Source organism: Zoogloea sp., from assembly GCF_028693495.1.
Lineage (GTDB): Bacteria > Pseudomonadota > Gammaproteobacteria > Burkholderiales > Rhodocyclaceae > Zoogloea.
In genome coordinates this window covers 1-13488 of sequence record NZ_JAQUVG010000030.1, presented here as the reverse complement: position 1 = coordinate 13488, position 13488 = coordinate 1, and the positions used below count along the sequence as shown (strand labels likewise).

The following is a 13488-nucleotide window of genomic DNA, read 5'->3' as shown; positions in this document are numbered from 1 at the left end:
AAATCTTTGTTCAAGCCGTGCGTTGTGCCTCCAGTATTCCGATGGAATTGGATTTGTTAGCAGGAAATTGCATAAAGAAATCGATTTTTATTTGTTTGGCTGCTAAGTCCCCCTCTCTACACTCGCATCATTCCCTGATTGCCGGAGAGCGCTGCAATGAAGACGCCCGTTTCCAAGTTGGTCCGTGGTCTGGCCACGGTGTTGTTCCTGAGTGCCGGTGCTGCCCTGGCCCAGACGTCCATCCTGAATGTCTCCTATGACGTGTCCCGGGAGCTCTACAAGGATCTGAACCCGGTCTTTGCCAGCCAGTGGAAGGCCAGGACCGGCCAGGAACTGAGTGTCAACCAGTCTCACGGCGGCTCGTCGAAGCAGGCCCTGTCAGTGGCTGCCGGGCTGGAGGCGGATGTGATCACCATGAATCAGGCCCCGGACATTGACATCCTGGTGGAGCGGGGCGGCCTGGTGGCCGCTGACTGGCGCAAGAAATTCCCTCACAACGCGACGCCTTACACCACCACCTCGGTGTTCCTCGTGCGCAAGGGCAATCCCAAGAAGATCAAGGACTGGGACGATCTGGCGAAGCCGGGGATCGGGGTGATTGTGCCCAACCCCAAGACCTCGGGCAACGGCCGTTACACCTACCTGGCGGCCTGGGGCTATGCCCTGGAGAAGACCGGTTCGGAGGCGGGTGCGCGGGACTTTGCCCAACGCCTGTTCGCCAACGTGCCGGTGCTGGACGGGGGCGGACGCGGTGCCACCACCACCTTTACCCAGCGGGATATGGGGGACGTGCTGGTGACCTTCGAGAACGAGGCCATCCTGATCGCCAGGGAACTGGGTGGTAACAAGTTCGATATCGTCTATCCGTCGGTGTCCATCGATGCTTCCGCACCGGTGGCAGTGGTGAAGAAGGTGGCCGACAAGCGCAAGACCACCCAGGTGGCCGAGGCCTACCTGAACTTCCTGTTCTCGCCGGAAGGCCAGGAAATCATCGCCAATCACTATTTCCGGCCCCGGGATCCGGCGGTCCTGAAGAAGCACGTGACTCGCTTCCCAGCCATCCGCACCTTCACCGTCGAGCAGAAGCTGGGCGGCTGGGACGCGGTCCAGAAGCACCATTTCGCGGACGGGGCCATCTATGACCAGATCGTCCTGGGCAAGCGATGAGCACGACCACCTTCCGTGTCCTGCCGGGGTTCCGGCTGACCCTGGGCTATACCCTGGCCTACCTGTCCCTACTCGTCCTGATTCCGCTTGCGGCGGTGTTCCTGAAGACCACGACCCTGGGCTTCGAGCAGTTCTGGAGCGTGGTCACTTCTCCGCGGGTGGTGGCCTCCTACAAGCTGTCCTTCGGTGCCTCCCTGTTGGCGGCATCGATCAATGCAGTGTTTGGCCTGATGCTGGCCTGGGCGCTGGTGCGTTATTCCTTCCCCGGCAAGAAGCTGATCGACGCCCTTGTGGACCTGCCCTTTGCCTTGCCCACCGCAGTGGCCGGCATTGCCCTGACGGCTCTCTATGCCAAGAATGGCTGGCTGGGCCAGTATCTGGACCCGCTGGGCATCCAGGTGGCCTTCAAACCCCTTGGGGTGCTGGTGGCCCTGGTCTTCATCGGCCTGCCCTTCGTGGTGCGCACGGTGCAGCCCATCCTTGAGGATCTGGACACTGAACTGGAGGAGGCTGCAGCCAGTCTGGGCGCCCATCGCTGGCAGACTTTCCGCCACGTGGTGCTGCCGATCCTGTTCCCGGCCCTGCTGACCGGCTTTGCGCTGGCCTTTGCCCGGGCCGTCGGGGAGTACGGTTCGGTGATTTTCATTGCCGGTAATTTGCCGATGGTCTCGGAGATCACCCCGCTGATGATCATCACCAAGCTTGAACAATATGACTACGCCGGTGCCACGGCGATTGCCACCGTGATGCTGGTCTTTTCCTTCATCCTGCTGCTGATCATCAATGGCCTGCAGGCGTGGACCGCCAAACGTACCGGGAGGGATCGCTGATGGCCGGCGCGACGACAATGAACCCGGGCAGTGCTGGCAGCCGTGGCCTGACCCGCTTCGAGGCCAAGGCAGCGACCCGCGAGTCGCCCCTGGTGAAGTGGACGATCCTCGGGGTTTCCCTGAGTTTCTTCGCGATCTTCCTGCTGATGCCGCTGATCGCAGTGTTCGTGGAGGCCCTGCGCAAGGGTTGGGAGACTTACCTGACCGCGTTGACCGATCCGGATGCCCTGTCTGCGGTCAAGCTGACCCTGCTGGCAGCGGTCATTGCAGTGCCCCTCAACCTGGTGTTCGGGGTGTCGGCGGCCTGGGCCATCGCCAAGTTCGAGTTCCGTGGCAAGCATTTCCTGATCACCCTGATCGACCTGCCCTTCTCGGTGTCACCGGTGATCGCCGGCCTGATCTACGTGCTGGTGTTCGGTGCCCAGGGCTGGCTCGGACCGTGGCTGGCGGAGCATGATCTGAAGGTGATTTTTGCGGTGCCGGGCATCGTGCTGGCGACGGTGTTCGTGACCTTTCCCTTCGTCGCCCGGGAACTGATCCCGTTGATGGAGGCCCAGGGGCGAGAAGAGGAGGAGGCTGCGGTGGTCCTGGGGGCCCACGGGTTCCAGGTGTTCTGGCACGTGACCCTGCCGAACATCAAGTGGGGCCTGCTGTACGGGGTGATCCTCACCAATGCCCGGGCAATGGGTGAGTTTGGCGCGGTCAGTGTGGTGTCCGGCCACATCCGCGGTCATACCAACACCCTGCCGCTGCATGTGGAGATCCTCTACAACGAGTACCAGTTTGCGGCCGCCTTTGCGGTGGCTTCGTTGCTGGCCTTGCTGGCACTGGTCACGCTGGTCATCAAGAGCTGGGTAGAGCATCGTGCTGCCCAGGCCTACAAAGTTACGGAAGACGCGTCATGAGCATTCAGGTCCGCAACATTCACAAGCAGTTCGGCAGCTTCACCGCGCTGGACGACATTTCGCTGGACTTTCCCACGGGTGAGCTGGTGGCCCTGCTGGGTCCTTCCGGCTGCGGGAAGACGACCCTCCTGCGCATCATCGCCGGCCTGGAGCAGGCTGACTCCGGCCAGGTCCTGCTGGAGGGGGAAGATGCCTCCGGCACCCACGTCCGGGAGCGCCAGGTCGGCTTCGTGTTCCAGCACTATGCCCTGTTCCGCCACATGACTGTCTTCGACAACGTGGCCTTCGGGATGCGCATGAAGCCCCGCAGCCAGCGCCCGTCGGAGAAGCAGATCCGCGACAAGGTGCACGAGCTCCTGAACCTGGTGCAGCTCGACTGGCTGGCGGACCGGTTTCCGTCCCAGCTTTCGGGTGGCCAGCGCCAGCGCATCGCGCTGGCCCGGGCCCTCGCCGTCGAGCCCCGGGTATTGCTGCTGGATGAGCCCTTCGGCGCCCTGGATGCCAAGGTCCGCAAGGAACTGCGCCGCTGGCTGCGCAAGCTCCATGACGAGCTGCATATCACCTCCATCTTCGTCACCCATGACCAGGAAGAGGCTCTGGAAGTGGCCGACCGGGTGGTGCTGATGGACCATGGCCATGTGGAGCAGATCGGCACCCCGGAGGAGGTCTATCGCCATCCCGCCACGCCTTTCGTGTATGGCTTCCTGGGATCGGTGAATTTCTTTCATGGTCGGGTGGAAGGAGAAACCGTCAGGGTGGGTGAGGACGTGCTGCCCCATGAACCCCATGATCTGGATCATGGTGCCGAGGTGGTGGCCTTTGCCCGTCCCCATGAGCTGGAGATCGTCACCGATCCGGCGGCGACTGAAGGATTGGCGGCGAAGATCAGTCGTGTGCTGTCCTTCGGGGTAACTGCGCGGGTCGAGCTCGATGGGGTGAATGGGTCCACCGGCCGCCATTTCGAAGTGGAGCTGACCCGTGAGCGGGCCGAGACGCTGCAACTGAGCGAGGGCCAGTTGGTGCGCCTGGTGCCGTCGCGTCTGCGGGTCTTCGACAAGAAAGGCACGGCGGCATGAACTTCCAGCAATTACGCATCATCCGCGAGACGGTGCGCCACAATTTCAATCTGACGGAGGTGGGTGCCGCCCTGTTCACCTCCCAGTCCGGCGTGTCCAAGCACATCAAGGACCTGGAGGATGAGCTGGGCATCGAATTGTTCATCCGTAAGGGCAAGCGCCTGCTTGGCCTCACCGAGCCGGGCAAGGACCTGCTGGTCCTGGTGGAGCGGATGCTGGCCGATGCCCGCAACATCAAGACCCTGGCCGAGCAGTACAGCTTGCGCGACGAAGGCCAGCTCACCGTGGCCACCACCCACACCCAGGCCCGTTACGCGCTGCCCCGGGTCATCGCGGAGTTCAAGCGGGCTTTTCCCAAGGTGCATCTCAAGTTACACCAGGGTAGTCCCCAGGAGATCGTCCAGTTGCTGCTGGAAGGTACGGCTGACATCGGCATCGCCACCGAGGCGGTGGCCGATACCCCGGAGCTGGCCTCCTTCCCTTTCTACAGCTGGCACCATGCAGTGGTGGTTCCGGCCGGGCACCCGCTGCTGGCCAGCCAGCCACTGACTCTGGAGGCGGTGGCCGAACATCCGGTGATTACCTATCACGAAGGCTTCACTGGTCGTGCGCGGATCGATAAAGCCTTTGCCGAGGCAGGTGTGGTGCCAGACGTGGTGATGTCGGCGATGGATGCGGACGTGATCAAGACCTACGTGGAGTTGGGGCTGGGCGTCGGGATCATGGCCTCGGTGGCCTTCAACCCGGAGCGGGACGGTCACCTGTGCCTGATCGAGTCCGGACATCTTTTCCCGGAGAACGTCAGCCACATCGGCGTGCGCCGGGGACATTACCTGCGCGGTTACGCCTACCGTTTCATCGAGTTGTGTTCGCCGGGCCTCGACGAGGCGGCTGTGCGCCGGGCGAGCGATCCGGCCCGGGAGGGAGAGGAGCTGTAGCGTTCGGGTGCCCTCAGAAAGGGTGCTCGTAATCCACCGTCAATGGCGCGTGATCGCTGAAGCGCTCGTCCTTGTACACGGCCGTCCGGCGGGCGAGGGCGCCGATCCCCGGCGTGGCGATCTGGTAGTCCAGGCGCCAGCCCACGTTCTTTGCCCAGGCCTGGCCCCGGTTCGACCACCAGGTGTAGCAGGCGTCCGTCGCATCCGGGTGGAGGCGGCGGTAGGTGTCCACCCAGCCCTGTTCATTGAACAGGCGCGTCATCCACGCCCGCTCCTCGGGCAGGAAGCCGGAGTTCTTCTGGTTTGATTTCCAGTTCTTCAGGTCGATGGCCTGGTGGGCGATGTTCCAGTCTCCGCAGATGATCACTTCCCGACCGCTTTGGCGCAGCCGCTCCATATGGGGGAGGAAGAGATCCATGAAGCGGAATTTGGCCGCCTGGCGCTCTTCGGAACTGGAGCCGGAGGGCAGGTAAAGGGAAATGATCGACAGGAGACCGAAATCCATCTGCAGGCATCGGCCTTCGGCATCGAACTCCTTGTCACCAATTCCCACTATGATTCGGTCCGGGGTCTTGCGCGTATAGATGCCCACTCCGCTGTAGCCCTTTTTCTCGGCACAGTGAAAATGCCCACGAAAAAGCCGGGGAGTGATCATTTCCTCGGTCAGATCGGGAATCTGGGCCTTGAGCTCCTGGACGCAAACGACATCGGCATCCTGTTTGTGCAGCCAGCTGAGGAAGCCCTTCACGGTGGCGGAACGGATGCCATTGAGATTGGCAGTGACGACGCGTAACATTTTTAATAGTCTTAACGAATTTGACGGGAAATGCCGTGGATTTTAGCCGTGATTTCATCGCCCTCTCCTGCGACAAGGGCGTGTTGAGGTTTGGAGAGTTCGTGACCAAGGCCGGACGCCTGTCTCCTTATTTCTTCAATGCGGGGCTCTTCAACGACGGTGCTTCCTTCGGCAAGTTGTGCGGGTTCTATGCCCGTACCCTGCTGGCCGCCAGCCTGCCCTGTGACATGCTGTTTGGTCCGGCCTACAAGGGTATTCCCCTGGTGGCTGGTACGGCCATGCGTCTGGCCGAGCATGGCCACAGCCTTCCTTTCTGTTTCAACCGCAAGGAAGCCAAGGACCATGGCGAGGGTGGGACTCTGGTCGGTGCGCCCCTGGCGGGCCGGGTGGCCATCCTGGACGATGTGATCTCTGCGGGCACTTCCGTGCGCGAGTCTGTCGAAATCATTCGTGCTCATGGCGCCACCCCGTCGGCGGTGGTGATTGCCCTTGACCGCATGGAGCGGGGTACAGGGGCCCTGTCGGCAGTGCAGGAGGTGCAGGAAAACTACGGGATTCCCGTGCTGGCCGTGGCCAGTCTGACCGACCTGATTGCCTATCTGGCCGATAGTCCGGCTCTCCAGGCTAATCTGGAGTCTGTCCAGCGTTACCGTGATACCTATGGCGTGAGCCGGGACGCCTGATTCCATGCCTCATCTGGCTCTGTTTGCGCTCGCGCTGGTGGTCCTGCCTGCTGGTGCCCACTCATCGCCCGGTGGTTCGGTGTTCTGCTGTTCAGACAACGGCCGCCAAGTCTGCGGAGACGTCCTGCCAGCCCAGTGCTTTGGCAAGGCTTACCGGGAGATGAGCCCCCAGGGTACCCTCCGGAGGATCGTTGAGGCCCCCCTGACCCCGGAGCAACTGGCCCGGCGGGAGGAGGAGGAGCAGCTTCGCCGGGCGGAGCTGGCGCGTCAGAAGGCTGAGCAGAGACGCAACCAGTCACTGCTCGCGACGTATTCCAGCGTGGCGGATATTGACGCCCGCAGGGACAGGGCCATCGAGAGCGTGCAATCCGAGGTGAAGCAGGCCGAGACGGCCAAGGCGGAGTTGATGAAGAAACGCGGCGCGCTGGTCCGGGAGGCCGAGTTCTATCAAAAGCGTGTCCTGCCTGCCGCCCTGGCTTCGGCCATTCGAGAATCCGATAGTGCCCTCGCTGCCCAGGATCTGGTGATCGAAGCCAAGCGGAAGGATATTGAGTCCATCCGGGCCCGCTATGCCCAAGACCGCAGCCGTTACATTGAACTGACCCAGACTCGTCTTCGTTGATGGCCTGAAGGCCCACCTGATCCATGCTTAGATACAAGATTGTTCCAGTGACTCCTTTCGAGCAGAACTGCTCGATCCTTTGGTGTGACACTACCCGCAAGGCCGCCGTGGTGGACCCGGGTGGCGACGTGGAGCGGATCGTCGCGGCGGTGGCCGAGTTGGGCGTGACCGTCGAGCGCATCCTGATCACCCATGGGCACATAGACCATGCAGGTGCGACAGCAGTGCTGGCCCATCAGCTGCAGGTACCGGTGGAAGGACCCGAGAAGGGGGATGCCTTCTGGATCGATGGCCTGCCCCAGCAAAGCAAGATGTTTGGTTTTCCCCAGGTCGAGGCCTTCACGCCGGATCGCTGGCTGGTGGAGGGCGATCAGGTCCGCATCGGGGAGGAGTCCCTGGACGTGATTCATTGTCCTGGCCACACGCCGGGCCATGTGGTTTTCTTCAGTCCTGCCGCCCGTCTGGCGGCCGTGGGGGATGTGCTCTTTGCCGGCTCCATCGGCAGGACCGATTTCCCCCGGGGAGACCACAAGGCCTTGATTCAGTCGATCCGTCAGAAACTCTGGCCTCTGGGCAGGGATGTGGCCTTCATTCCCGGCCATGGTCCTATGTCGACCTTCGGTGATGAGCGGGAAGGTAACCCCTATGTGGGGGACCACGCCTGAACAGCCTCTGGCCGGGCTACTGTGCAACTCGTCACTATTTGAACAGGGGTAGGTCGGCGTGCGATTCGCGATTCTTGAGGACGATTCCGCCCAGATGGAGGTGCTGACCGGCTGGCTGCGGGAGGCCGGGCACGACGTGCATGGTTTTGCGCTGGCCCGGGAGTTGATGCGGGTCGCCAGCCGGGAGAGCTTTGATCTTTTTCTGGTGGACTGGATGCTGCCGGATTTGACCGGTGAGCAGGTGCTGCACTGGTTGAGGGTGGAGCGGAGCAACGACACGCCGGTTATCTTCATCACCTCCCGGCACTCGGAAGAGGACCTGGCGACGGCACTGAGTGCCGGTGCGGATGACTATCTGGTCAAGCCCCCGCGCCGGATTGAACTCGTGTCCCGCATCGAGGCCGTGCTGCGGCGTTGCCAGCCCCGTCAGGGAGAGCAGGGCCTGCGGGTGGAGCCCTACCATTTCGATCTGCTCCGGAAGGTGCTGACGATCCATGGCACGCCAGTGGATATGACCGACAAGGAGTTCGAGCTGGCGGCCTTCCTGTTTCGCAACCTGGGACGCCTGCTGTCCCGGGGGCACCTGCTTGAGGCCGTCTGGGGACGCAATCCCGACCTGGCCACCCGGACTGTGGACACCCACATCAGCCGGATCCGCAGCAAGCTCAAGCTCCGGCCCGAGAACGGTTTCCGTCTGATGCCTACTTACAATTTCGGCTACCGTCTCGAGCGGATCGATCCTTCTGCCCCTGCTGTCGCCAGCCACTCCATGTAGTCCTGCAGTGGCTTGAGCCCGGGTTGCCCTGGCGCTGCTTATTTTTTCAGGGCGTCCCGGATTTCCCTCAGCAGCTTGACCTCTTCCGGCTCCACCGGAGCTTCCGGGGCGGGTTCCTCATTGCGCTTGAGCTTGTTCATGGCCTTGACCGCGACAAAGATTGCAAGGGCAATGATCGTGAAGTCGATCACCGAATTGATGAAGACGCCATATTTCAGCAACGGCGCTCCGGCCTTCTCCGCAGCTTCCAGGGTTTCGAAGGTCTTGTCCCCCAGGTTGATGTGCAGGTGCTTGAAGTCTACCCCGCCGAGCAGCTTGCCAAGGACGGGCATCAACATGTCCTTGACCAGGGAGTCGACGATCTTGCCGAAGGCCCCGCCAATGATGACGCCGACGGCCAGGTCGACGACATTGCCTTTCATGGCAAATTCCTTGAATTCCTGAATGAAGCTCATGGTGCGATTCCTTTCTTGCTGGGGGGTGAGGGTAGGGTGGCCTGAGGGAATGTTAATGGGGACTCATGCCCTATTTAACGCTATTCGCCCCTGTGCTGTCCAAGTTTGCGCAGTAATGCACCAAGACGGATATTGAATGCGCCTATAGTCGTGCGGAATTCTTTTTTCATCCGGGGATGTATTCGTGGGGGGTCCTTGCATCAGCTTTGACGGGTTGCGTTCCCTTGTACCGGGGGGTGGTGAAGGGCTGGACTCGTGAAAACCGCCCGTTTTGGCCCGTCCGCGGCCGAGTGGCTGCTGATGACAGGTGCGGGCATGCTGCTGGCGGCCCTGGCTGCTGCTGATGGCTGGCTGTGGTGGATGGATCAGCTGCTTTACGATGCGGCGCTGATGGCCAGGCATGAGTCGGCCATCCTGTCCATCGAAGGGGCTCGCCCAGGGAGCGTGGTGATCTTCCTTCCGTCCTGGGTGGGTGCAGGCATTGCTGCATTCCTGGTGGCAGGGTTGATGCTTGCCCTGGTTCACCTGTCGGCCCGTGCCGGTCTGGTGGCATCCTTGGGGCTGGGGGCAGGGGTTGTACTCGTGGCTGTGGTGGGCCTCCACGCGGGCGGGTGGTGGTTTGGCCCAGCGCCGGCCCTGATGGCCTCTGTACTGGCTTATCCGTTGTGGAGCTGGCGGCGTCTGGAGGCTGTCCAGTGCTATCTGGATGCAGAGTGCCGGGCGCTCGAGCAGGATGCTGCTGCGTTGGGCCTGCCTTTCCATGGCAGGTGCCCGATACTGGTCGATGCCTACGCACAGAGGATCCACCTTGTACGGCGGGGTGCCCAGCGCCAGCGAGACATGCGTCGTTTTATCGCCGACACGCTGGAACACCTGCCGATCGGGGTGCTGGTGATCGATCCCTCGGACCGGATCGTTCTCCACAATGCTCAGTCGCGCCGCCTGTTGCAGGCCAGCGAAGGGCAGGATCTGCTGGCGGCATTGCGCAATCTGCCCTGGCCTGCCCATCTGCCTCTGCGGGATGGTCTGCCGGACAGTAGTGGTGAGGCCGCTGTCAGCCAGTTGAAACTGACTCCGGATGGCCCCAGCCACCTCCTGGTTTCGGTGGCCAGCCTGTCGCCGGAACCACACTGCCGCTCAGGTTGGGTGATTGGCCTGGCTGATGTGACGGGGATGCATGAGGCCCAGCGCGGCCGGGAAGACACGATGCATTTCCTGTCCCACGACCTGCGGGCGCCGCTGGCCTCCATCCTGACCTTGATTGATGCCTACCAGGACGATCCGGCCCGGCAGTCGGCACAGATTCCCCGGATTTCCCGTTATGCCCGCTCGGCACTGGATCTGGCCGATGGCCTGTTCCGGCTGGTGCGGGCCGAAGGGGTTGATCCGAAGGACTTTGTGGAGCTTGACCTGGCTGGTCTGGTGGATTCGGCGGCTGACGAAGTTTGGCCTCAGGCCAATGCCAGATCGATCCGGCTGCTGGTGGATACCCGGGATGCGGAGCGGGAGGAATCGATCGTGCGGGGCGATTTCTCCTTGTTGAGGCGGGCGGTGATCAACCTGCTGACCAATGGCATCAAGTACGGCAAGGCGGGTACAGCGCTTACCCTGATCCTGAATGCGGAGGGGCCTGACTGGGTGATCCGGGTCAGGGACCAGGGAGAGGGTATTCCACCGGAGGCCTTGCCGCGGTTGTTCCAGCGTTTCAGTCGTGTGGCGGGGGAGGGGCCGGATCATCCGGCGGGGGTTGGCCTCGGTTTGGTCATCGTCAAGACGGTGGCAGAGCGTCATGGAGGCAGTGTGGCGGTGGACAGTACGCAGGGCGAGGGCAGTACTTTCACGTTGCGTCTGCCCTTGCGGAGTCTTTCCGCCGGACAGCAGGCAACCCTGTGAAGGACGGGGGAGGCCTGGGGTAAGATCCAGGCTCGGCCTTGCAGAGCCCTGTCTGGGATGGATTCCTTTTTTTTTCGCTATCTGGCTTTTCTTCTGGGGGGGATCAGCACGGTCTCCGTGGCGGGCGCGCTTTACCTCCACGCCACCTTTGACGGTGTCAGGCTGGCCGCGGAGCTGAGCCAGTTTGTCAGACAACATTACCAGCGTACCTTGCGCATCGAGGGGGCGGCTGAACTGAGCCTGTTTCCCCGTCTCGAGATCCGCCTTCCGGAGGCGAGTCTCTCCATTCCAGATGGTTCCGAAGAGTTTGCAGGCATCGACGGCGCCCGGATCTGCGTCCGGCTATGGCCTCTGCTGACCCGCCGGCTGGCTGTCGAGGGGCTGGTGGTGGAGGGGTTGCGCCTGAACCTGCGTCATGCCAAGGACGGCCGATTGAATATGGTGGATCTGCTGGAGACCGAGGTGCCAGAAGGGGCGTCACCCTTCGAACTGGAGCTGGACTGGTTGCAGATACTAGGGGGTCGCCTCGACTGGCGTGACGGGCAAGGTGGGCAGTACCTGATGCTCACCGATCTGGAGGTAGACACCGGGTCTCTGGCTCGCCAGGCGCAGGGGCGTCTGCGTTTGAGTGCCCGGGTGACCCGGGATGAACCTGCCAGCGATGCCCGCATCGTCCTGCGCAGTGATTATCTGCTGGAGGGGCCGCGTCGTCTGCTGCGTAAGGTGGATGTGGGCTTGAAGGGTGCCCTGGCGGGTCGTTCGGGGATGGATCTTGAAATACGCATGGGGGAGCTCGCCCTGTCTGCCGGGGAGTATTTGCAGATTCGTGGAGGCAGTTTCCTGTTGAAGGGGCGGCGTGACCGGGAGAGCTTCGTGCTGAAGACGATCTTTCCGGAGCTGCAGTTCGGAGCGGAAGGCGCAGCAGTTGATGCCCTGGACTTGTTTCTGCGCCTGGAGGGGCCGGGTGAGGAGGGCAGCCTGCGCTTGCAGGGCGGCGGTTTGAAGGCTGCCTGGGATGGAATTCGGGTCGAGCGGATCGATGGCGAGGTGGACTGGAAAGGGGCCCGCGGCCGGCTGATGGGAACCCTTGGTGGAGCCGCGGATATGCAATATGCATCCCGGGTGGCTGAACTGTCCGGCTGGCACGGGGTATTGAGGCTGGTGTCGGAAAGTGGCCCACCCGTGGCGTTTCGCTTGAGTGGGGATGCGCATGTCGATGGCCGGCGGGGCAGGGCGGAAGGGCGCCTGGCTGGCACGGTCAATGCAAGTACGCTGGAGGGGCGCTGGCGTATTTCCCGTTTTGTGCCTCTGGCCCTGGGCTTCGATCTTGCGCTTGACCGCCTGACCCTGCCTGGTGTCGGCGAGGCAATTCCGGTCCGGGACAAGTCCAGGCCCTGGCTCATGGACGGATCCCTGGCCGGAGGCGTCGATCTGGACGGGGTGCTCCGTGTGGGACGGCTGACCGTGGGCAAGATCCGAGCGCATAAAGTTCACCTGCCGATCCGTCGCGAGGGAGGCACACTGGCGTTCCCGGCCCATTCGGCGGAACTCTACGGTGGGCGTTACGATGGGAGTCTGAGCTTTCAGGCGGAAGGGCGAAAGATGGCCTATCGAGGGTATCTCCAGAATGTGACTGCCCGGGAAATACTGGCGGATCTTGAGTTGGGACAACGTTTCGGAGGTACCACCAATATTTTTGCCGAGCTGGAAACCTCGGGTGAGCTCCCGGAAGACTGGTTGGGCAATCTCCAGGGGGTCGCCCGCCTGCGGCTTCGCAATGGCACGGTGGGAGGCATCAATGTCCTGGCCGCCCTGCGGGAGTGGCGGGACAGCCTGATGCAGCGCAGGCCGTCCAGGCGGGCCGATAAGGAAGATGAGAGCACCTTCGTAGGGGAGGCGACAGCCAGTTTCCAGATTGCCCGGGGTGTCGCACGGAGCCAGGACATCCAGGCGGTCAGCAGGCTGCTTCGTCTCCAGGGTGGGGGAGGGGTATTTTTGCCGGAGCGCCGGTTGGATCTCCAGTTGAAGGCGACGCCCCTGGGCTTTCCTGTGGGTCCAGAGTCTGCACTTTTGGTGGGCTTGAAGGGCATGAGCGTGCCCGTCCGGGTGAAAGCGTCGCCAGGTGCGCTGGAGTGGCACCTGGAGCCGGCGGCGATCCTGCCTGCGGCCGTTGGTGGAGGTAGGAAGGGGGGGCGCAGGGCCGTTGGTGCCTTGCCCGGAGCCATCAGGAAGAACCTGCCACGCCTGGTGCAGCCTTCCGTTACGTCCGTCGAACGCCACGAATAAACCCGGCTGCAGTCGTGTGCCGCGTCATGCTAGATTGCCTGTTGCCACATCCAAAACCAACAGCATTTCTGGAGACCACAGCATGCCCCTGGCTTCTGCCTTTCGCGGCACGATGCGCCTGCCGGCGATCGCCGCCCCAATGTTCCTCGTGTCTGGCCCCGAGCTGGTGACTGAAACCTGCAAGGCGGGCGTTGCCGGCACCTTTCCCGCCCTCAATGCCCGTAGTCCGGAGCAGCTGGAGGAGTGGCTGGTGGAAATCAACGGGGTCCTTGCCTGTGCCAGGAGTGCAGACCCTTCCGCGGCCATCGCACCTTATGGGGTGAATCTGATCCTGCACCCATCCAATGCCCGGCGGGCAGATGATCTCGACCTCCTCTGCCGGCATCAAGTGCCTTTT

At 62.6% G+C, this 13488-nt stretch carries 13 protein-coding genes and 1 pseudogene; 12 read left to right on the top strand and 2 right to left on the bottom strand.

Translation table 11 applies throughout. The features are described 5' to 3' along the window. The first annotated feature begins 156 nt into the window (after positions 1-156). From PHD22_RS07005 to PHD22_RS06985, 5 genes are read left to right on the top strand one after another with little or no spacing between them, the layout of a single operon-like run. Positions 157-1167, top strand: a complete 1011-nt coding sequence (locus tag PHD22_RS07005; RefSeq protein ID WP_299864237.1) for a sulfate ABC transporter substrate-binding protein — start codon at positions 157-159, stop codon at positions 1165-1167. Then, a complete protein-coding gene (gene cysT / locus PHD22_RS07000) occupies positions 1164-1997 on the top strand; it encodes a sulfate ABC transporter permease subunit CysT (RefSeq protein ID WP_299864234.1) in 834 nt (277 codons plus the stop codon). The genes PHD22_RS07005 and cysT overlap by 4 nt, the downstream gene beginning before the upstream one ends. Continuing rightward, on the top strand, positions 1997-2902 hold the full coding sequence (cysW, locus tag PHD22_RS06995) for a sulfate ABC transporter permease subunit CysW (RefSeq protein ID WP_299864231.1): 906 nt from the start codon (positions 1997-1999) through the stop codon (positions 2900-2902). The genes cysT and cysW overlap by 1 nt, the downstream gene beginning before the upstream one ends. Beyond that, complete coding sequence (locus tag PHD22_RS06990; RefSeq protein WP_299864228.1) at positions 2899-3978, top strand: sulfate ABC transporter ATP-binding protein; 1080 nt, start codon at positions 2899-2901, stop codon at positions 3976-3978. Before cysW ends, PHD22_RS06990 begins: the two co-directional genes overlap by 4 nt. Beyond that, positions 3975-4916, top strand: coding sequence for a CysB family HTH-type transcriptional regulator (locus PHD22_RS06985; RefSeq protein WP_299864225.1), 942 nt, complete (start codon positions 3975-3977; stop codon positions 4914-4916). The genes PHD22_RS06990 and PHD22_RS06985 overlap by 4 nt, the downstream gene beginning before the upstream one ends. Before the next feature lie 13 nt (positions 4917-4929). On the opposite strand, the gene PHD22_RS06980 is transcribed toward PHD22_RS06985, so the two are convergent. Next, complete coding sequence (locus tag PHD22_RS06980; RefSeq protein ID WP_299864222.1) at positions 4930-5712, bottom strand: exodeoxyribonuclease III; 783 nt, start codon at positions 5710-5712, stop codon at positions 4930-4932. A 35-nt stretch (positions 5713-5747) separates the two neighbouring features. Between PHD22_RS06980 and pyrE the strand changes: the two genes are divergently transcribed. Genes pyrE through PHD22_RS06960 form a run of 4 tightly spaced genes read left to right on the top strand, consistent with a single transcriptional unit; the run spans position 5748 to position 8457 of the window. After that, entirely contained in the window at positions 5748-6395 is a 648-nt protein-coding gene (gene pyrE, locus PHD22_RS06975) for an orotate phosphoribosyltransferase (RefSeq protein WP_299864219.1), read from the top strand. A 4-nt stretch (positions 6396-6399) separates the two neighbouring features. Further along, positions 6400-7017 (top strand): hypothetical protein, encoded by a 618-nt coding sequence (locus PHD22_RS06970; RefSeq protein WP_299864216.1) that lies wholly within the window; start codon positions 6400-6402, stop codon positions 7015-7017. 23 nt (positions 7018-7040) lie between these two features. Beyond that, on the top strand, positions 7041-7682 hold the full coding sequence (locus tag PHD22_RS06965) for an MBL fold metallo-hydrolase (RefSeq protein WP_299864214.1): 642 nt from the start codon (positions 7041-7043) through the stop codon (positions 7680-7682). A 58-nt stretch (positions 7683-7740) separates the two neighbouring features. After that, positions 7741-8457 (top strand): response regulator transcription factor, encoded by a 717-nt coding sequence (locus tag PHD22_RS06960; protein WP_299864212.1) that lies wholly within the window; start codon positions 7741-7743, stop codon positions 8455-8457. Between the two features lie 38 nt (positions 8458-8495). Here the strand turns inward: PHD22_RS06960 and mscL are convergent, their stop codons facing one another. Further along, positions 8496-8912 (bottom strand): large conductance mechanosensitive channel protein MscL, encoded by a 417-nt coding sequence (gene mscL, locus PHD22_RS06955; protein ID WP_299864209.1) that lies wholly within the window; start codon positions 8910-8912, stop codon positions 8496-8498. A 255-nt stretch (positions 8913-9167) separates the two neighbouring features. On the opposite strand from mscL, the gene PHD22_RS06950 reads away from it, so the two are divergent. From PHD22_RS06950 to PHD22_RS06940, 3 genes and pseudogenes are all read left to right on the top strand, one after another. Further along, the gene (locus PHD22_RS06950) at positions 9168-10805 is read left to right on the top strand and encodes a PAS domain-containing sensor histidine kinase (RefSeq protein WP_299864206.1); all 1638 of its coding nucleotides are present in this window, start codon (positions 9168-9170) and stop codon (positions 10803-10805) included. Positions 10806-10862: 57 nt separating this feature from the next. Then, the gene (locus PHD22_RS06945) at positions 10863-13091 is read left to right on the top strand and encodes an AsmA family protein (protein ID WP_299864204.1); all 2229 of its coding nucleotides are present in this window, start codon (positions 10863-10865) and stop codon (positions 13089-13091) included. Between the two features lie 82 nt (positions 13092-13173). Continuing rightward, a pseudogene (locus tag PHD22_RS06940) lies at positions 13174-13488 on the top strand (nitronate monooxygenase); the annotation flags it as partial.